The organism is Methylobacterium sp. A52T (assembly GCF_053346095.1).
The window spans coordinates 1-18,747 of sequence record NZ_JBKFBI010000044.1; the positions used below are offsets into that span (position 1 = coordinate 1).

General features: G+C 71.9%; 15 protein-coding genes. 8 read left to right on the forward strand and 7 right to left on the reverse strand.

Annotated features, from left to right (window positions below; genetic code table 11):
• Positions 1-434: UDP binding domain-containing protein (locus ACLBYE_RS13080; RefSeq protein WP_447694518.1), on the forward strand; the 434-nt coding region annotated here is incomplete at its 5' end.
• A 433-nt stretch (positions 435-867) separates the two neighbouring features.
• Here the strand turns inward: ACLBYE_RS13080 and ACLBYE_RS13085 are convergent.
• The 4 genes from ACLBYE_RS13085 to ACLBYE_RS13100 all read right to left on the reverse strand — a co-directional run bounded on the left by ACLBYE_RS13085 (position 868) and on the right by ACLBYE_RS13100 (position 7,437).
• Complete coding sequence (locus ACLBYE_RS13085) at positions 868-1,695, reverse strand: LuxR C-terminal-related transcriptional regulator (RefSeq protein WP_020091193.1); 828 nt, start codon at positions 1,693-1,695, stop codon at positions 868-870.
• A gap of 695 nt (positions 1,696-2,390) precedes the next feature.
• Positions 2,391-3,677 carry a glycosyltransferase gene (locus ACLBYE_RS13090; protein WP_447694519.1) on the reverse strand — a complete coding sequence of 429 codons (1,287 nt, stop codon included), beginning with the start codon at positions 3,675-3,677 and terminating at the stop codon, positions 2,391-2,393.
• Positions 3,674-6,046 carry a GumC family protein gene (locus ACLBYE_RS13095; protein WP_447694520.1) on the reverse strand — a complete coding sequence of 791 codons (2,373 nt, stop codon included), beginning with the start codon at positions 6,044-6,046 and terminating at the stop codon, positions 3,674-3,676. The genes ACLBYE_RS13090 and ACLBYE_RS13095 overlap by 4 nt, the downstream gene beginning before the upstream one ends.
• A 98-nt stretch (positions 6,047-6,144) precedes the next feature.
• The gene (locus ACLBYE_RS13100) at positions 6,145-7,437 is read right to left on the reverse strand and encodes a polysaccharide biosynthesis/export family protein (RefSeq protein ID WP_447694521.1); all 1,293 of its coding nucleotides are present in this window, start codon (positions 7,435-7,437) and stop codon (positions 6,145-6,147) included.
• Positions 7,438-7,793: 356 nt separating this feature from the next.
• Between ACLBYE_RS13100 and ACLBYE_RS13105 the strand changes: the two genes are divergently transcribed.
• The 7 genes from ACLBYE_RS13105 to ACLBYE_RS13135 all read left to right on the forward strand — a co-directional run bounded on the left by ACLBYE_RS13105 (position 7,794) and on the right by ACLBYE_RS13135 (position 14,456).
• Positions 7,794-8,342: an acyltransferase gene (locus ACLBYE_RS13105; protein ID WP_447694522.1), complete on the forward strand. Its 549-nt coding sequence runs from the start codon at positions 7,794-7,796 to the stop codon at positions 8,340-8,342.
• 13 nt (positions 8,343-8,355) lie between these two features.
• Entirely contained in the window at positions 8,356-9,384 is a 1,029-nt protein-coding gene (locus ACLBYE_RS13110) for a Gfo/Idh/MocA family protein (protein WP_020091188.1), read from the forward strand.
• Positions 9,381-10,496: a DegT/DnrJ/EryC1/StrS family aminotransferase gene (locus ACLBYE_RS13115; RefSeq protein WP_447694523.1), complete on the forward strand. Its 1,116-nt coding sequence runs from the start codon at positions 9,381-9,383 to the stop codon at positions 10,494-10,496. The genes ACLBYE_RS13110 and ACLBYE_RS13115 overlap by 4 nt, the downstream gene beginning before the upstream one ends.
• Positions 10,480-11,511 carry an NAD-dependent epimerase/dehydratase family protein gene (locus tag ACLBYE_RS13120; RefSeq protein WP_020091186.1) on the forward strand — a complete coding sequence of 344 codons (1,032 nt, stop codon included), beginning with the start codon at positions 10,480-10,482 and terminating at the stop codon, positions 11,509-11,511. The genes ACLBYE_RS13115 and ACLBYE_RS13120 overlap by 17 nt, the downstream gene beginning before the upstream one ends.
• Positions 11,508-12,644, forward strand: a complete 1,137-nt coding sequence (locus ACLBYE_RS13125; protein ID WP_447694524.1) for a DegT/DnrJ/EryC1/StrS family aminotransferase — start codon at positions 11,508-11,510, stop codon at positions 12,642-12,644. Before ACLBYE_RS13120 ends, ACLBYE_RS13125 begins: the two co-directional genes overlap by 4 nt.
• Positions 12,645-12,843: 199 nt before the next feature.
• Positions 12,844-13,491 carry a polysaccharide deacetylase family protein gene (locus ACLBYE_RS13130; RefSeq protein WP_447694525.1) on the forward strand — a complete coding sequence of 216 codons (648 nt, stop codon included), beginning with the start codon at positions 12,844-12,846 and terminating at the stop codon, positions 13,489-13,491.
• Complete coding sequence (locus tag ACLBYE_RS13135; protein WP_447694526.1) at positions 13,488-14,456, forward strand: glycosyltransferase family 2 protein; 969 nt, start codon at positions 13,488-13,490, stop codon at positions 14,454-14,456. Before ACLBYE_RS13130 ends, ACLBYE_RS13135 begins: the two co-directional genes overlap by 4 nt.
• 261 nt (positions 14,457-14,717) lie before the next feature.
• On the opposite strand, the gene ACLBYE_RS13140 is transcribed toward ACLBYE_RS13135, so the two are convergent.
• From ACLBYE_RS13140 to ACLBYE_RS13150, 3 genes are read right to left on the reverse strand one after another with little or no spacing between them, the layout of a single operon-like run.
• On the reverse strand, positions 14,718-16,406 hold the full coding sequence (locus ACLBYE_RS13140; RefSeq protein WP_447694527.1) for a glycosyltransferase: 1,689 nt from the start codon (positions 16,404-16,406) through the stop codon (positions 14,718-14,720).
• 15 nt (positions 16,407-16,421) lie between these two features.
• The gene (locus ACLBYE_RS13145) at positions 16,422-17,657 is read right to left on the reverse strand and encodes an ABC transporter ATP-binding protein (RefSeq protein ID WP_447694528.1); all 1,236 of its coding nucleotides are present in this window, start codon (positions 17,655-17,657) and stop codon (positions 16,422-16,424) included.
• Positions 17,657-18,550: an ABC transporter permease gene (locus ACLBYE_RS13150; protein ID WP_447694529.1), complete on the reverse strand. Its 894-nt coding sequence runs from the start codon at positions 18,548-18,550 to the stop codon at positions 17,657-17,659. The genes ACLBYE_RS13145 and ACLBYE_RS13150 overlap by 1 nt, the downstream gene beginning before the upstream one ends.
• Between the last annotated feature and the right edge of the window lie 197 nt (positions 18,551-18,747).

Genomic DNA, 18,747 nt, shown 5'->3' on the forward strand with positions numbered 1-18,747 from the left:
TCCTCGGCCTGACCTTCAAGCCCAACACCGACGACATGCGCGACGCGCCTTCGCTGGCGATCGTGGCGGGCCTGCAGGACGCCGGCGCCGTGGTCCGCGCCTACGACCCCGAGGGCATGGAGCAGGCGCGCCCGCTCCTGCCCGGCGTCGCCTTCGCGGAGGATGCCTACCACTGTGCCGAGGGCGCCGACGCGCTGGTCCTCGTCACCGAGTGGGACGCGTTCCGGGCCCTCGACCTCGACCGGCTGCGCGCGGCGATGCAGCGACCGGTCCTCGTGGATCTCCGCAACGTCTACCGGGCCGCCGACGTCCGGGCGCACGGCTTCGCCTACAGCAGCGTGGGCCGCCCTGACGAACCCGGTGACCAGCCCGGCGAGGAGTCCGAGATCCGGCCGGCTCTTGCCCCCGTAAACGCCGTCGCCGGGACCGCGTGAGGCGCGGCCGGGCCCGCGGACCGCGGGCCCGTCGTCGCCCGGCGCCGATGAGGGCGGCGCACGGACGCCCCGACGATCCCCCGTACGAGCGACCCGGCGCGCGGCCGCTCCGGCCGCGGTGACCGCGCGGGGCGAGATCACGGGGAGGCCGATCCGCGGCGTCGGGACCGGGCCGGTGGCGCCGCGCCGATCGGCCGACCGCTTCGCGGCACGGTCCGACGCGAAACGGGTCCCCTCGCGGGCCGCCCGGGCAGGCGACTCACGAGGAGACCCCGAAGCTCCGTCCGGCCGCGCCGGACCGAACTTCTGCCAGGGCGGGCCCCCCGCCGCGGGGGCGGCGGGCGCGGCGGCTGAGCGCGCCGCCGGCCCCCGCCGCCCGCGACCAACCCCCGGCGGGGGCGGCCCCGCCGCGGCGGGGCCGGCGCCCGAGCGATCAGGCCGCCGGGGCCTTCACGCTCGCCAGGCTGGAATCTTCCCGAAGGAAGTACTTGTTGGTCAGGTAGGCGACCTCGGTCCGGTTCTTGGCCTTGAGCTTCTTCATGATGTTGCGGACGTGAACCTTCACGGTGCTCTCGCACATGTTGAGTTCGTACGCGATGATCTTGTTCGGCGTCCCCTTCCGGAGCGCCCGCGCAACGCAGAGCTGCCGCGGCGAGAAGATGTCGTCGTCCCCGGCCTCGACCGGCTCGTCCACCTTGATGTTGGCCAGCAGGGGGAGGAGGCATTCGGCCGGGATGTAGACGCCGCCGGCCTGCACGAGCTGGAGCGCCTGCAGGGCGATGTCCACGGAGGTCGTCGTCGGGATGTAGCCTTTGACGCCGAGCTTGATGATCCGCACGATCTGGTCGAGGTTCTCGCCGTCCGAGATGACGGCCACCGGCGGAGCGCCGGCCTCGCCCTGCAGGAACGCCAGCTCCCGCGTGATCTCGGTCCATTCGGTCTCGGTCAGGTTGCCGTCGGGCCGGCAGAGCACGACCACGCTCGCGGCGACGAACGGCGTCTGCCGCTTCCACGATTCGATGTCCGCGAAGACTTCGAACGACGTCTGCCGGTCGGCCTCGCTGAGCGAGGCGGCGAGGCATCGGCCGACGAGCTGGCGTCGATCGATGATGACGATGCGGCTGGCGCGGCCCCGGGACTGGTCCCGTTGCTCGACGACGACCGGGTTGTCACCGGCATGTGCACCCGAAAAGCCGCGGCGGCTTTCGGCCGTGTCCCGCTCAACGAGGGTGAGCGCGTCTCGAGTACCAAGACTGGCCATAGAAAATTACCTCCTTTCGAAGGAAGCCGAATGTCAGCGATGACGGGATACCCAATGCGCTCGCCGACGGCGTGACACTGAGATACGCGGTGGCGCCGGTCGCCTTGGGGCGATTGCCGATGACCACGGATACAATGCTAGCTTTCGTAAAATCGTCTGTAAATACCCTATTTGAATCTTAACCCTTAAATTGCAGGGCTAAATACAATCATCACGCACTACGTACGTACATAGTGATTTGTTCGATTGCGCACGACGGTGCTGGTGGAGAAATGCATTCGCAAGATCATTCGCCGTCGGCGGTGGCTCGATTCAAGATCTTGCCGAATGTAGTCGCTCAGATGTCGGTTTTAAGAATATCGAAACTTTGTCTTATTCGGCACTACTTGTTGTGTGGTCGTATCGGTGGGACTTCGGGCGCAATTCAATGATATGGGTGCGATGTCGGTATTCGCGGCGGGAGTATTCGAGGGATGAGGGCCCGCTGTACCTGACTGAGGCTAAAAGGCAACATGCGTACTCGGTTGTTTACCATGCCGGGGTCCGAGTACTGATTTCGTCGGTGCGGCGCTGTACCAAACGGCACGCTCCGCGGGGAGAGAGGCCGCCCCGCGCGCCGTCCGGCGCGACGGGCGAATCACCGGCGGATCCCTGCCGGGATCCGGAATCGCCGCGGCGGCGATCTCGTCCAGCCGCTAGTCCAGCCGGACCAGGAGATCGCGCATGCCGCCGACATCGACGAACGTGCCGAGGTCGCGGCCGAGCAGGCCGGCATGTCGCTCCGCGTAGGCCTCCGGCGTGAGCGTCCGCAGGAACGCCGTCACCGAATCGGCGAGCGGCTCGGGGAACGCCCAGCCCAGGCGCTCCGACACCGCGTAGCGTCCGGTCGCCGTCGCGGCGCGCGCCAGCGTCAGGGCGCCGCACAGGCCGCCCTCGTAGAGCCGGTTCGGCAGTAGCCAGTCCGAATTCAGTCCGTCATCGAGGTAATCGACGGCCCAACTGAAGTGGATCCCGCTGTAGATCTCCGGAAGATCGCGGGGATTGGCGTAGGGGCCGCGGAACGACATGTTCGGCCGGCCGTCCAGCGTGTCCGCCAGGGTGCGCGGGGCGATGTCCTCCTCGGAGAGGCGCCCGGCCAGGACGATCCGCACCGAGTCGCCGAGGGCGTCCGCGATGGCGGCGAGGATCGTCAGGCTCCGGCGGCAGCGCAGCGTCCCGAACCAGCCGATCACCCAGGGCGGTTCCGCCGTCCGGGTGCGGTCGAGCCGGGTCGTCACCTCGCCGAGGCGGTGGCCCATGACCTTGTTCTCGAGGAGGTGCCACGCGCCGGCGAAGCCCTGGACCGGCCGGAAATACCGGTCGATGAAGTCCGGGGCGCTGACGACGAGGAGGTCGCTGCGGCCGAGGATCCAGCGCTCGACCGCGCGGGCGATCCGTCCCGGCGCGTCCGGCCGCACCATCAACCGCTGGATGTCGAGCACCTCGTAGACGAGGCGCGCGCGGCTCCCGGCGAGGCGCGCGGCGGTCCAGGCCACGAGGGCCATGTCGAGGTTGCGCACGTAGATCACGTCCGCCGCGCGCAGGTCGCGCCGGCGGCGCAGCGCCCGGGCGACGCCGACGGCGAGGCGCGGCAGGCGGCGGGCGTAGTTGCGGTCGACGGTCAGGCCGAGGGGGACGATGTCGTCGGCGACCGGGGCCTCGGCCGGCACCGCGCCGGGGCGGTCCCGCTCGAAGGCGTACACGATGACCGACCACCCGGCGTCCCGGATGGCGTCGACCCGCTTCCGGACCGTGGGCTCGGCCCGGTCGTGCCCGAAGAAGGCGACGCGGCGGCCGCGCGGGGTCGCGGCGGCCGTGACGGAGGCCGTGACTGAGACCGTGACGGAGGCCGGCGCGGAAACCGCGAAGGCCGGGGTCGGGGCGGCCCGGGCCGGCACGAAGGCCGCCACCCCGTCGAGACCCTCGGCGCGCGGGCCGGTCACGAGGCCGCCTGGGTCGCGCCGCGGGCGCTGCGCCGGGAAGCGGTCCAGCGGCTCAGCGCGCCGCGGAATCCGCCGCGCCGGACCGTCTGGCCGTCGTTGGTCTTGTTGAGCACGACGCCCAGGACGGTGCTGCCGCTCGACTCGAGATCGTGCACGGCGGTGGCGACGTCGTCGATGCTGGTCCGGCCCGCCTCCACCACGATGATCAGGCCGTCGAGCGTGTCGAGGAGCGGCCGGAGCGTGGGGAGCTCGTCCACCGGGGGCAGGTCGACGACGACGCGGTCGAGGGCGGGGCGGTCGAGGGCGGGGCGTCCGTCGCCCAGCACCGCGGCGACGCCCTCCGGGGTCATCAGATCGCTGAAATGGGGATCGTTCGGGTGGCGGTTGCCGCAGGCGAGCAGGCGGACCTCGCCGGGCTGGGGGCGGACCGCCTCGGTGGCGCCGCAGCGGCCGGCGAGCACGTCGAGGAGGCCGCGCTGCTCGGTGGCCTGGCTGAGCCGCGAGAGCGTCCCCTGCCGGACGTCGGCGTCGATCATCAGCACCCGCCCGGAGCTCGAGCGGGCGCGGGCGAGGAGCTGGCCGAGATTGCTCGCGAACAGGGTCTTGCCCGCGCCGGCCCCCACGGACGTGACGCCGATCGCGAAGACCGGGCCGCGGCGGTCGCTGCCCAGGACGTGGGCCTTGAGGCTGTGCAGGCGCTCGACGAACACCGATTGCGGCATGAACCGCACGGCGCTCGCCCGGAACGCCTCGATGCTGGCCGGACGCTGCGCCTCGTTGGCGTGGGCCTGCGCCAGGGCGAGCGCCGCCCGGAAGCCGGGCTCGCGCCGCAGCTCGGGGAGGGCGGCGAGGCAGGTCAGGCCGTGGCCGGTCAGCTGCCGGGGCGTGCGGATCGTCCGGTCGAACCAGTGCCGCGCGAAGGCGCCGCTCACGCCGAACCCGGTGCCGACCAGGAGGCCGAGCAGCATGATCAGGCTGCCGCGGGGCGCGCTCGGCGATTCCGGCACGGTCGCGGGCGTGATCACGTGGGCGGAGGGCTGCGGATAGGATTGCTGGTTGACGGCGTCGATGTAGCGCTGGAGCAGGTTGGTGTAGATCTGGTCGTAGGTCTCGGCGGTGCGGTCGAGCTCCCGCGCCTTGACGCGGGCGTTGCTCATGATCAGCGTCTTCGAGATCAGGGCGTCGAAGGCCGCCGTCATGCTGTCCTCGCGCGCCTTGGCGACCTCGTAATCGTGGTCGAGGGACACGGCGAGGCGCTCGAGCTCGGTGCGCAGCGACTGCTTGGCCGCCAGGATGTCCCGCTGGATCGCCTGGACGGCCTCGTGGTCGGGGCCGAGGCGGCGCTTCAGGTCGTCGGCGCGCTGCACGAGGTCGACGTACTGCCGGCGCAGCTGGATGATGACGCTGTCCTTGAAGGCCTCGGTGATCCCCGGATCGGCGATGTCGGAATCGAGGAGCCCGCGGATCTGGTCGCGCACCGCGCGGGCGTCGACGGTCTTGGACCGGGCTGCGGCCACGGCGGTGTTGAGCTCCTCGACCTGCTGCTCGCCCACGAGGCCGCGCTTGCCCAGGTCGATGATGGTGTGCTCGGCCTTGTAGGTCTGGGCCTCGCGCGAGGCCTGGCTGGCGCGCTGCTGGAGTTCCTTCAGGCGCGGCAGCATCCACTCGCCGGCGACCTTCCAGACCTGGGCCCGGTTCTCCAGCTCGGTGCTGACATAGGCCCCGGCCACCGCGTTCGCGACGGCGGCCGCCGTGGCGGGATTGTCCGCGCTGTAGCCGACCTCGATCACGTAGGCGGCGCCGATGCGGCTGGCCTCGACGTTCTCGCGCAGCGTCCGTGCCTGGCGCAGGTCCGGGCTGACGGGGGCGGGTTCCTGGACCGGCCGCTCGGCCCCGATCAGCCGGAGGGGCAGCGCCTTGGCGGCCTTCACGAACTCCCGGACCTTCGCGACGAGCGGATGCGTCGGCGCCGCCAGATCCTTCAGGGCCGACTCGTCAAGCCGGTGCACGGCGGCGAGCGCGATCTTCTCCGAGCGGATGTACTCGACCTGGCTCTCGACCTCGGCGATCTCGAGCGGCGTCCCGGCATTGGGCGTGTCGCGGGCCGTCACCGGGCTGGAGCGGCTCTCGATGTAGACGCGGGCCCGGGCCGTGAAGATGGCCGGCGCTGTCGCGACGTAGATCCCGGCGCAGACCAGCCCGACGGCCGCGAAGGCCAGGATCGACCGCCAGTTCTGCCGCGCGATGGTCAGGATCGAGACCTGGGACTCCGTCTCGGGCGAGAAGGGCTGGCCGCGCCAGGCTCCGGTCCCACCGGGGCGGGTCGCACCGATCGGCAGGAAGGACGCGCTGGTCGAGTGTCGGTTCATGGATCTCTCCTCACCGCGGCGGTCACCGCCTCGGGGCGCTATCCGTCAAAGGGGACGCCGGCTCGGCCCGATGGGCGCGTCGAGCCGGGGCGGGTGGGTCAGTTCTGGCCGGCCCCGTCGCCGACGCCCCGCATGGCGGGATCCGGCTTGAGCGCGATCTCCACGACGTCGCCCGGCAGGAGCTCCGTGTCCTCGGCGGCGTCGATCTGGGTCTTGGCCGGCCCGCTCTGCCGGAAGACCGCGATCGCCGCCTGCGCGCGGCTTCCGGACAGGAGCTGCGCCCGGAGGGCGCCGGTATAGACCAGCTTGTCGTTGATGCTGTTCAGGCGCGACCGGTACGTCGCCAGGTTGTTCTCCGCGACCTGGAGCTTCTCCAGGGCGTCCATGGCCTGCACGTCGTCGACCCGCTCGAGCTTGCGGGCGACGTCGCTCTTGTCGCGCTCGAGCTGGGTGAGCTGGACCGTCGTCTGCAGCGCGCGGGTCGAGGAGAGCAGGACGGCGCGCCGCGCATCGGTCAGCCGGGTCGTGACCACGGCGCCGCGCTGGAACAGCGCCCGCACCGTGTCGTAATCCTCGGCGTCGGCGGCGACGCCCTCCTTCTCCTTGACCTGCTGATCGCTGAGGCTGGTGAACTGCGTCTGCGTCCGGTTGAGGGAGCGCTGCAGGTGGTCCTTCTCCTTGGCGATGTCGGTCATCTGCACCCGGAGCTGCTGCTCGGCGAGCTTCTGCGCCGGGGTCGCGCGGCTGCCCGGGGCGACGTCCGCCGGCGGCGGGGACTTGTCGCCCCGCGACGCGGCGACGACCGCCTTCAGGCGCCAGATCGTGGCGGATTCCCGCTGGATGCTCGCCCAGGTGCTGTCGTACTCGGCGCGCAGGTTCGCCGTCTCGACGACGGGGTTCTCCATCCTGAACCGCAGGAGGTTGTAGCCGCCCGCCAGGGCGATGGCCTGCCGCACGGTCATGCCCGGATGGAACGGGTGCTCGCCCTGCTTGGTCACGTCGCCGCTCAGGTAGACCGGCTGGTACTTCGAGATCCGCACCCCGATCTCGTCGGGCTCGAGCACGGCGATCGATTCCTTGCCCTCGGAATTGCGCTGCCGCACCGCCTTGGCGGGCAGCGACTTCTGCAGGCTCTGGCGCAGCTCCGCGACGGTGAGCCCGGCGGCCGGCACGTCCCCGAGCAGCGGGACCATGACGGTGCCGTCGGTGGAGACCGTTGCCTCCTGCTTGAAGGTCGGGATGCTGAGGGCCGTGACCTCGATCGTGTCGCCGGGCCCGATGCGGTACTCCGCGGCCGCCGGCAGCGCCGACAGGGCGAGCAGGCACGCCGCGAGACCGGCGCGGCCGGTGGCGCGGGCGGTGGCGCGTGTTCCCGCAGTCTTCGTCGACATCTTCGACACGCATCGTCCCCTTAAGGCTCGCCCTCGGAACCCGGGCGCGGCGATCGAGCGGCAGGACCGCGCGCCGGCCTCACGGGCTCATGAGGGCTGAGACGGCATGATGCGTAACGGCCGAGCCAGCCGGGACTCCTCCAAATGGCGGGCGCGGGCATCCTTGCCGGGGCGGGGGCTTCGCCTTTCGACGTAGGCCCCCCGGCCCGAACGGCGCGCCGGGCCGGGGAGGGGGCACCCTGGATGGGCGCCGTTCGCCTTTCGACGGACGAACCGCATCGAAAGCCTGGGTTCCCGGCCGTCCGCAGCTCTGTGCAGTTTTGACGCACAGAAGTTCGGCGGAAGGAGCGGCGGGTATGCCGATTACCGATGCGGATATTGGGGCGGATGTGGGGATCTTCTACCCGGATCTAGTCAATATTTATGGATGTCGAATCGAAAGCGGTTCGCGCATCGGCCCCTTCGTGGAGATCCAGCGCGGCAGCCGGATCGGCCCGCGCTGCAAGATCTCCTCGCACAGCTTCATCTGCGCGGGCGTCTCGATCGGGGCCGAGGTGTTCGTCGGCCACGGCGTGGTCTTCACCAACGAGCTCTACCCGGAGGCCACCAACCCGGACGGGAGCCTGAAGCGGGACGGCGAGTGGGAGCTCGTCGAGACCGTGGTCGAGGCCCGCGCCTCCATCGGCTCCAACGCCACCATCGTGGCGGGGATCACCATCGGCGAGGGCGCCCTGGTCGGCGCCGGCGCCGTCGTCACCCGGGACGTCCCGGCCTTCGCCATCGTCGCCGGATGCCCCGCGCGGGTCGTCGGCGACACCCGCACCAAGCGCGCCGAGAGCGCCGCGCGCGCCCGTTCCGTCCAGTCGCCGCGGCCCGAGCCGGCCGAGCCTCTGCAGGTTGCTTGAGGGGAATGCAGTCATGATCTCGATCGGTATCGTCGGATACGGCTACTGGGGGCCGAACCTCGCCCGGTGCACCTCGGAGAGCGAGCGCTGCCAGCTGGTGGCCATCGCCGACCAGTCGCCCGCCGCGCTCGGCCGGGCCGGCAAGCGCTACCCCGCTGTCCAGCTCCATCAGGACTGGCGCGACCTCGTGGCCGATCCCGCGATCGACGCCGTCATGGTGGCGACGCCGGTGAGCTCGCACTTCGAGATCGCCATCAACGCGCTGCGGGCCGGCAAGCACGTCTTCATCGAGAAGCCGATCACGCCCTCGGCCTTCGAGGCCCGGCTGCTGATCGAGGAGGCGGCCAAGCGCAACCTGCGGCTGATGGTCGATCACACCTTCGTCTACACGGGCGCGGTCGAGAAGATCCACGAACTCATCACGACCGACGCCATCGGCGACGTGTTCTACTACGACTCGACCCGGGTGAACCTCGGCCTGTTCCAGCGCGACGTGAACGTGATCTGGGACCTGGCGGTCCACGACCTCGCCATCCTCGACCACATCCTGGACCTCGCCCCGGTGGCGATCTCGGCGAGCGGCACCGGCCATTTCAGCGGCCGCCCCGAGAACATGGCCCACCTGACCGTCTTCTACCCGCGCGGCGTCGTCGCGCAGATCAACGTCAACTGGCTCGCGCCCGTGAAGGTGCGGCAGACGCTGATCGGCGGCAGCAAGAAGATGATCGTCTACAACGACCTCGACCCGATCGAGAAGGTCAAGGTCTACGACCGCGGCGTCACCGTCGGCGGCGGCTCGGACGACATCACCGAGCTGATGGTCTCCTACCGGACCGGCGACATGTGGTCGCCGCACCTGTCCTTCCGCGAGGCGCTGATCGTCGAGATCGAGCACTTCGCCGACTCCATCGAGAACGGCACCGCGCCCATGACCGACGGCCACAGCGGCCTGCGCGTCGTCGAGATGCTCGAAGCCGCCATGCGCTCCCTGCGCCAGAACGGCACCCCCATCGACCTCATGCCACTTGCGAGGGCCTCGTGATCCCCTTCCTCGACCTCAAGGCGCAGTACGCGGCGATCGGCGGCGACGTCGAGACCGCGGTCCTCAACGTCCTGCGCAGCGGCGACTTCGTCCTCGGCCCGGCGGTCAGCGCCTTCGAGGCGGCCTTCGCCGAAGCCTGCGGCGCCCGCCACGCGGTCGCCGTCAGCAGCGGCACCGCGGCCCTGCACCTCGCCCTCCTCGCCCTCGACATCGGTCCGGGCGACGAGGTGATCACGGTCTCGTCGACCTTCGTGGCGACGGTCGCGGCGGTGCTGTACGCCGGCGCCACACCGGTCCTCGTCGACATCGACCCGGTCGACTGGACCATGGACCCGGCCCTGGTCGAGGCGGCGATCACGCCCCGCACCAAGGCGATCCTGCCGGTGCACCTGCACGGCCGGATGGCCGACCTCGACGCGCTCGGCGCCATCGCCCGGCGCCACGGGATCGCCCTCGTCGAGGACGCCGCCCAGGCGCACCTCGCCGAGCGCGGCGGCCGCAAGGCCGGCACGATCGGGGATCTCGGCTGCTTCAGCTTCTATCCCGGCAAGAATCTCGGGGCCTACGGCGAGGGCGGCGCCATCGTCACGGACCGGGACGACCTCGCCGAGGCGGCCCGCTGCCTGCGCGACTGGGGCCAGCAGGGCAAGTACAACCACATCCGCCACGGCTTCAACCTGCGCATGGACGGCGTCCAGGGCGCGGTGCTGGGGGTCAAGCTCCCGCACCTGGAGGGCTGGACCCGCGCCCGCCAAGCGGTGGCGGCGGAGTACGGGGCGCGGCTCGCGGGCCTCGGCCTGGAGCTCCCGGCTCCCGCGGGCCTCGACCACGTGTTCCACGTCTACGCCGTGTCGACGGCGGACCGCGAGGGGCTGCGCCAGTACCTCAACGCGGCCGGTATCGCCACCGGCATCCACTACCCCGTCCCGGTCCACCGGCAGCCCGCCTACAGCCACCTCGACGACGGTGCCGGCCGCCTGCCGGTCACCGAGCGGCTGGCCGCCCGGACCCTGTCCCTCCCGATGTTCCCCGAGATGACGTCCGCGCAGATCGACACCGTCTGCCGGGCCGTCGCCAGCTACTGCGAGGTCGCCGATGCCCAAGCTGCGTGAGGTCACCAAGGGAAGCCGGTTCAGCGGCGACCTGCGCGGGACCCGGATCCTGGTCACGGGCGGATCGGGCTTCATCGGCTCCCACATCATCGACCTGCTGGTCGAGGCCGGCTGCGACGAGATCGTGGCCATCGACAACATGATCCGCGGCCGCCCCGAGAATCTCGGGGACGCCCTCGGCTCCGGCCGCGTCCGCCTCGTCCAGGGCGACATCCGCGACCGCGCCCTGATGGACACGCTGGTCAAGGGCACCGACGTGGTGTTCCACCAGGCGGCCCTCCGGATCACGCAGTGCGCCGCGGAGCCGCGCCACGCCTTCGAGGTGATGGCCGCCGCGACCTTCAACCTGCTGGAGAGCTGCGTCGAGGCCGGCGTCGCCAAGGTGGTGATGGCCTCCTCGGCCTCGGTCTACGGGATGGCGGAGGTCTTCCCGACGACCGAGAAGCACCACCCCTACGACAACCGGACCCTGTACGGCGCCGCCAAGTCCTTCGGCGAGGGCCTCCTGCGCTCGTTCAACGACATGCACGGGCTCGACTACGTCGCGCTCCGGTACTTCAACGCCTACGGCCCGCGGATGGACCTGACCGGCCGCTACACCGAGGTCATGGTCCGCTGGATGCAGCGCCTGGCCGAGGGGCAGTCGCCGATCGTGTTCGGCGACGGCCTGCAGACCATGGACCTCGTCCACGTCCGCGACATCGCCCGGGCCAACATCCTGTCGGCGATCTCGCCCGCCACCGACGTGGTGCTCAACGTCGGCACCGGCGTCGAGACCTCGCTGGTCGACCTCGCCGGCCACCTCACCCGGATCATGGGCCGGGACGGCACGCCGCTGGTCCACGAGGCGGAGCGGGCCGTGAACCCGGTGCCCCGGCGCCTCTGCGACACGAGCCTCGCCAAGGAGCTGATCGGCTTCGAGGCGAAGATCGGGGCGGCCGAGGGCCTCGCCGACCTCGTCGCCTGGTGGCAGGACGAGTCCCGCTCGGAACACCTGCGGCGGGCGCTCGCATGATCCCGATCGCCAAGCCCGAAGTCGGCGCCCCCGAGGCCGAGGCCGCCGCCGCCGTCGTCCGCTCCGGATGGCTGACCCAGGGGCCGCAGGTCGCGGCCTTCGAGACGGAGTTCGCCGCGATCGTCGGCGCGCCCCACGCCTGCGCGGTCTCGAACTGCACGACCGCGCTGCATCTCGCCCTGCTCGCCGTCGGGGTCGGCCCCGGCGACGAGGTGGTGACGGTGAGCCACAGCTTCATCGCCACCGCCAACGCCATCGCCCAGTGCGGGGCGACGCCGATCTTCGTCGACATCGACCCGGCGACCTACAACATGGCCCCGGACGCCGCCGCGGCGGCGATCACCGGGAAGACGAAGGCGATCGTCTGCGTCCACCAGATGGGCATGCCCTGCGACCTGGAGGCGATCGCCGCGATCGGGCGCCGCTCCGGCATCCCGGTGATCGAGGACGCGGCCTGCGCCATCGGCTCCGAGCGGCTCCAGGGCGACGTCTGGCGGCCGATCGGCAGCCCGGCGGGCGACATCGCCTGCTTCTCGTTCCACCCGCGCAAGGTGCTGACCACCGGCGACGGCGGCATGATCACCACCGCCAGCGCCGCGTGGGACCGGACCTTCCGGCTGCTGCGCCAGCACGGGATGAGCGTCTCCGACATCGCCCGCCACGGCAGCGCCAAGGTGGTGGTCGAGGAGTACTCCATCGCGGGCTTCAACTACCGGATGACGGACGTGCAGGCGGCCATCGGCCGGGAGCAGCTGAAGCGGCTGCCCGACCTGATCGCCCGGCGCCGCAACCTCGCCGACGGCTACCGCGCGCGGCTCGCCGACCTCCCCGGGGTGACGCCGCCGCCCGAGCCGATGGGGCTGCGCAGCAACTGGCAGAGCTACTGCGTCCGCCTCCCGGACGACGCGGACCAGCAGGCGGTCATGCAGGCGATGCTCGACCGGGGCATCGCCACCCGCCGGGGCATCATGTGCGCGCATCTGGAGCCGCCCTACGCGGAGGCGCCGCGGCGGTTCGCGCTGCCCGAATCCGAGCGGGCGCGCGACCACGCGATCCTGCTGCCGCTCTACGCGGCGATGACGGAGGCGGAGCAGGACCAGGTCGTCGACGGCCTGCGCGACGCCCTGCGATGATCCCCGCACCGGTCAAGAGCCTCGCCCGGACGGTCGGCCTGACGCGCCCGCGCGTCGCCGCCGCCCGGATGGCCTGCGAGCGCACGACGCTCGCCCTCGCCCGGATCCGGCGCCCGGCGCCGGGCGGGCGCCTCCCCCGCCCCCCCCCCCCGGCCCCCCCCCCCCCGCCCGGCCCGCCCGCATCCTCTGCTACCACTCGGTGGGCCAGTCGGAATGCGGCGTCAACGACGTCTCTCCCGCGCGCTTCCGCCACCAGCTCGAGCGCGCGCTCGGTCTCGGCTACCGCTTCGTGCCGGCGGCCACGATCGCCGACGGCCGCGGCGGCGCGCGGGACCTCGCCATCACCTTCGACGACGGCTGGCGCAGCGTCCTCAGCGGGGCGGCGCCGGTCCTCAGCGATCTCGGGATCCCCTGGACCCTGTTCGTCGTGTCGGGCTGGCTCGACCGGCCCGAGAGCGCGCCGCCGGGCGTCCTGGGCTGGGGCGCCATCGAGGCGCTGGCCGCCAACGGGGTCGAGATCGGCAGCCATTCCGTGACCCACCCGGATTTCGGGCGCCTCAGCGCGGAAGAGGCGGCCGAGGAGCTGGAGGAATCCCGGCGCGCCATCGGGGCCCGCCTCGGCCTCCTGCCCGAATCCTTCGCGATCCCCCTGGGGCAGTCGGCGAACTGGACGCGGGCGGCCGCCCACGCGGCCCGGGAGGCGGGCTACCGGATCGTCTACGCGCAGGCGGTGGAGACCCGTCCCGCCGGAACCGTGGCGCGCAGCTTCGTCACGCAGTTCGACAACGATCTCGTCTTCGGTGCCCTGCTCCGGGGCGCCTACGACGCCTGGGAGGAGTGGGTATGAACCGACCCGCGCGGCGCCGCGTCTCCGTCGTGGTGCCCACCTGCAACCGGCCCGCCTTCCTGCGCGAGGCCCTGGCGAGCATCCGCGCCCTGGAAGGCCCCGACCTCGCCTTCGAGATCATCGTCGGCGACAACGGCGAGCCGGGGCCGGCCGCCGAGGTCGCCGCCGCGTTCGGCGCGATCCACGTCCCGGTCGACCGGCCCGGCGCCGGCGCGGCCCGCAATGCCGGCCTGACCCGGGCGAGCGCGCCCTACGTGGCGTTCCTCGACGACGACGACGTCTGGCAGCCGGCGCATATCCGGGAGCATCTGCGCCTGTTCGAGGCCGATCCGGAGCTCGGGGTCGTGTTCGGGCAGATCGTCACCGCCGACCACGACCTCGTTCCGACCTACGGCCCCTGGCCGCCGGAACTTCCGTCCGACAAGGGCGCGCTGCTGCGCCGCATGCTGAGCGGCTACTTCCCGCAGATCGGCGCGACGGTGGTGCGCCGGACCGTCGTGGACGCGATCGGCCTGTTCGACGAGGCCCTGCTCGGCGATCAGGACTGGGACTGGCAGCTGCGCGCGGTCCGCGGCCACGGCGTCGGCTTCGTCGCCGCGCCCTGCGTGCATTTCCGGCAGCGGCCGGCGGGGACCTTCGACCGCCTGATCGCCCGCCGGATCCACTTCACCCGCGTGGTCTTCCGACGCCACGCGCCGGCGCTCGGCGTCTCGCGGCTCGCGGCCCTGCGGCTCTATTTCGGGACCGTGCAGGGCTACTACGACGCCCTGCTGGACGCCACCGAGGCCCACATGGCCCGCAGCGACCGCCGCGCCGCCGCGGGGGCGTTCCTCACGGCTGTCCGCCTCATGCCGCACCGGGCGATCCGGCAGGCCTTCCGGCCGACGCGCGTGCGCGCGGCCCTGCTGGCCCTGGCCACCGGGCCGGCCGCCCGGCCGCTGACCGCCGAGCCGAAGACGCGCTGAGCGGAAGACCCCCTGAGCCCGACAAGGCTGTCGCTCCGCGGTGCGGACCCTCTTGGGGCCCGCGCCGCGGAGCGCGCTCGCGCTGTCCCTGCGGAGCCTGGCGCGCCGCCCAGGGTTCCGCGCCGCAACTGCGGCGGCGCGCGGGCCTTCGTCACGCGGACCGGTGAGGGGTGTGGAGGCGCGGGCGGGCGACCCAGCCTCCCGCGACGCGCCCGCCGTCCGGCGTGACCGATCCGCGGCCGCCCGGGCCCGGGGGCGGCCTCAGGTGCCGGGGATCTGCGCCCGGAGCCGCATCGGGCCGAACCGATCCTTCACGTTGCGGACCAGCCATTCCGGGAGGAGAAGCCGCACCGGCTCCCAGAGGCCGGAGAAGTCGCCGGCGCGGCGCAGGGCCAGCCAGGAGGCGACGCGCTGGCGCAGCGGCAGCATGCCGATGTAGTTCTTGGTCATCTCCGACACGGGGAAGTCCGAGCCGAACATGTCCTGGTGGCGCAGGTCGGGCTCGCCGAGATGGGGCGTCTCGGCCGGGCCGGGCGCGCCGGCCTCCGGGGGCAGGCGGGGCAGGGCCAGCGCCTGCGCGTAGATCGCGTCGAGTCCCGCCAGCCAGGCGGCCGGCGCGTAGAGGCCGGCGACCGCGGCGGCGCTCTCGGCGCCCGCGGCGTCCCGCGCCGCGGCGTCGGTGATGAGCGCCGCGAGGTGGGCCTCGTAGGCGGCTTGGTCGTGGGCGACCCGGGCCGTGACGTCGAGCCCCGGATGGTTGATCGCCACGATCTCCGCCGCCGCGGGGGCCTCGAACCGTGTCACCAGCGGCAGCCCGTAGGCGGCGGCCTCCAGCATCGAGGTCGACGACACGAACGGGTAGGAATCGACGTAGATGTCGGCCGCCTCGAAGAAGACCCGCGGGTCCGACAGCTCGGGATGGGCCGTGATGCGCCCGCCGGTGGCGGCCCGGGCCCGTTCCCAGTCGGCCCGCTCGCCGGGGCCGACCACGATGAGCCGGGCCCGCGGATGCGCCGCGAGGAGGTCGACGTGGCGATCCGCGTAGGTGACCGGCCCGACGTTGCGGTACTTGGCCCCCCGGGCCACCGAGACCAGGAGGACGCTGTCCTCCGGGACGCCCAGGGCCTGCTTGGCCGCGCTGCGGGCGCGCTGGCGCTCGGGCAGGGTGATCAGGGTCGGCAGCAGGAGGCTGCGGGCGGGATCGACGCCGCGCCGCGTGACGGCGAGCCGGCGCGCGGCCTCGCGCAGGTTGATCACCGCGTGGCTGATCCGCGTCCCGATCCAGAACAGGTGGTCGGCGTGGTTGAGGAGCAGGACCGGCGGGCTCTTCGCCGGATCCGCGAAGGCGATCAGCGGGACCACGTCCTCGCAGTGGATGTGCAGGACGACGACGTCGTAGCCGCGCGCGATCTGGCGCAGCTCCCGCGCCCAGGCGAGCTTGTCGCCCTTGTGGTGGTTCAGGTGGTGGATCCCGCCGCCGCTCTCGCGCACCGCGGCGGTGATCCGCCCGTCGACCGGGCCGCGATGCTGGGTCAGGGCGACGCCGTTGACCCGGTTGCGGTCGGCGCCGATCCAGAGCGCGAGCATCTTGGTGAGGCCGCCCACCGGGGCGAGCTGCGTGCAGACGTGGAGGACGCGCCGGTACGGAGCCCCGTCGGCCCGCGCGCCGTCCGGGCCGCCGCCATCGAGGGTCCGGCCGATCCCGGTCATCAACCGTTCGAGGCGCGGGCTCGCGAACACGCCGCAGTGCCGGTGCGCCGCCAGGGTCGCCGCGATGGCGGTCTCGACGGCCGCGCCGGCAGGGTTGCCGGCCGCCGCGAGACGCTCCGCGTGCCGCACCCGGGCATCGAAGGCCGCGAAGTTCGACCGGATCCGCCCGGCGCGGGACGCCGTCCCGCCCGCGGTTTCCCCATCGCCGTCACGGACGGGTTCAAACGCGCCTTTGACCATCACGCCCTCCGGGCCTCAGCGCTGCGACGCGGCGCCGTTCATTGTCCAGGTCCCCGCCTCGTGGAACACACCGAAGACGTCCGGCGCGAAGACGGGGTGCTCGATGTGGAAGCGGCCGCCGATCTTGGCCGCGAGGAGCCGCTCGAAGCCGCGCTGCCGGACCACCATCGAGACCGTGTAGGTGTCGGCGGTCAGGGTCAGCGGCGGCGTCAGCAGCTCCACCTCGCCCTCGCCCGCGAGGGCGGTCAGGCCGGCGCCGTCCGCCTGGGTGCTGAAATTGCAGCAGAGCAGCTCGTCGGACCGGGTGATCGAGAACAGGACGTGCGGGTCGGCGATCGGCTCGGCGGCGCTGTAGCGGGCCCGGATCCGCATCCGCTCGCCGTGGCGGAACAGCGTCCGCGGCGCGCCGGATTCGTCGGCGATCGTCACGTCGCTGATCCGGACCGGCAGGTCGCCGCTGTCGGGGCGGAACCACGCGGTGTCGGCGAGGTAGCTGTCCCGCTCGTAGTGGGTCAGGCCCTCGTCGGTGGGGCCGTCGTAGGCGACGCGGCCGCCCTTGATGTAGATCACGCGCTCGCACATGGTCTTGATGCTGAACATGTTGTGCGAGACCAGCAGGATCGTCGAACCCTTGCCCTGGAGGCGCCGGGCGAAGTCCATGCACTTGCGCTGGAAGGTGTAGTCGCCCACCGCCAGCACCTCGTCGAGGAGCAGGATGTCGGGCTCGAGATGCGCGGCGACCGAGAAGGCCAGCCGGACATACATGCCGCTGGAGTAGCGCTTCACCGGCATGTCGATGAAGTCGCCGATCTCCGAGAACGCGACGATCGCGTCGAACTTCGCGGCGATCTCCCGACGGTCCATCCCGAGGATCGAGCCGTAGAGGAAGATGTTCTCGCGGCCGGTCAGCTCCCGGTGGAAGCCGGTGCCGACCTCGAGCAGGGCCCCGACCCGGCCCTCGAGGCGGATCCGGCCGGTGGTCGGCGCGGCGATCCGCGACAGGAGCTTGAGGAGCGTGCTCTTGCCGGCGCCGTTGAGGCCGATGATGCCGACATTCTCGCCGTGCCGGATGCCGAAGCTGACCTCCTTCAGCGCCCAGAAGCTCTCCTGCGACGGGCGCGCCGCCGCGCGGCGGGTCACCAGGCCGCGGACGCCCTCGCTGAGCGCGTCGCGCAGCGAGTTCTGGTGCGCGGCGCGGGGGGCGCGCCAGTACTGCTTGCCGATATCCTGAACGCTGATTGCCATCGACATCAGATTACATCCGCGAAGGAGCGCTCCATGCGCTGGAAGAAGATCAGTCCGCTGATGAGCAGGGCGAAGGCGGCCGTGACCGAGACGGCGACCGCGAAGGCGTCGGGCGGCGTGCCGCCCAGGATGGCGAACCGGAACGCCTCGATCAGGCCGACCATCGGGTTGAGCGCGTAGATCCAGCGCACCGAGGCGGGCACGATGCTCGACGCGTAGACGATCGGCGAGGCGTACATCCAGATCTGGATCACGAACGGCAGCGTGTGCTTGATGTCCCGGAAGCGGACGTTGATCGGCCCGAGCCAGAGACTCACGCCGAGGGCGAGCATCGCCGTGACGAGCAGGGTCGGGACGGCCAGCACGAGGTGCCAGTCCGGCACCGCCCCGTACCAGGCCATCAGGGCCAGCAGCACGCCGAGCGCGATGGCGAAGTCGACCATGGGCGAGATCACCGTCGCCAGCGGGATGACCAGCCGCGGGAAGTAGATCTTCCGGATCAGCTCGGCCTCCGCCACGAGGCCGTTGGCGCTGCGCCGCACCGCCTCGGAGAAGTACGTCCACAGGACGACCGCGCTGCCGGCGAAGAGTGCGTAGGGGGCGCCGTCGGTGGGGATCTTGGCGAAGTGCCCGAAGATCACCGTGAAGATCAGGACGGTGAAGAGCGGCTGCGCGATCGCCCAGGAGGCGCCCATGGCGGTCTGCCGGTAGAGCACCTTCAGGTCCCGCAGGATCAGGACGCGCAGCAGGTCGCGATACTGCCAGAGGCCGACCGCGTCGAAGGCGACGATCCGGTCGTCGGGCGCGATCTCGGTCACCCGGAGCGTCGACGGGTCGGCCCGCTGTTCGGTCGGCCCGCGCTCCGACGTGCCGAGGGCAAGCGCATCCAAAGATTTCATCATTCGAGGCGGTCCCGCATGACGCTCTGAGCCCGTGGTCGAGCTCGGGGACCCGGTGCGAATCGGAAGTTGTGCCGCCCGGTCGTCCCGCCGGAACGGGCTATCATCGCGGTGCGGCGGTCCGAATTACACCTTTCGTCGTATCGGTCCGGCCGACTGAAGTGGTGGTTGTGATCAACGACCGTAATCGTAGCCAA

Bases quoted from the DNA above. Each gene is read 5' to 3' on its own strand.
- ACLBYE_RS13135 (WP_447694526.1), top strand. From the start codon at position 13,488: ATGAACCGACCCGCGCGGCGCCGCGTCTCCGTCGTGGTGCCCACCTGC.
- ACLBYE_RS13095 (WP_447694520.1), bottom strand. From the start codon at position 6,046: ATGAACCGACACTCGACCAGCGCGTCCTTCCTGCCGATCGGTGCGACC.
- ACLBYE_RS13120 (WP_020091186.1), top strand. From the start codon at position 10,480: ATGCCCAAGCTGCGTGAGGTCACCAAGGGAAGCCGGTTCAGCGGCGAC.
- ACLBYE_RS13140 (WP_447694527.1), bottom strand. From the start codon at position 16,406: ATGGTCAAAGGCGCGTTTGAACCCGTCCGTGACGGCGATGGGGAAACC.
- ACLBYE_RS13105 (WP_447694522.1), top strand. From the start codon at position 7,794: ATGCCGATTACCGATGCGGATATTGGGGCGGATGTGGGGATCTTCTAC.
- ACLBYE_RS13150 (WP_447694529.1), bottom strand. From the start codon at position 18,550: ATGAAATCTTTGGATGCGCTTGCCCTCGGCACGTCGGAGCGCGGGCCG.
- ACLBYE_RS13125 (WP_447694524.1), top strand. From the start codon at position 11,508: ATGATCCCGATCGCCAAGCCCGAAGTCGGCGCCCCCGAGGCCGAGGCC.
- ACLBYE_RS13110 (WP_020091188.1), top strand. From the start codon at position 8,356: ATGATCTCGATCGGTATCGTCGGATACGGCTACTGGGGGCCGAACCTC.
- ACLBYE_RS13100 (WP_447694521.1), bottom strand. From the start codon at position 7,437: ATGTCGACGAAGACTGCGGGAACACGCGCCACCGCCCGCGCCACCGGC.
- ACLBYE_RS13085 (WP_020091193.1), bottom strand. From the start codon at position 1,695: ATGGCCAGTCTTGGTACTCGAGACGCGCTCACCCTCGTTGAGCGGGAC.
- ACLBYE_RS13145 (WP_447694528.1), bottom strand. From the start codon at position 17,657: ATGTCGATGGCAATCAGCGTTCAGGATATCGGCAAGCAGTACTGGCGC.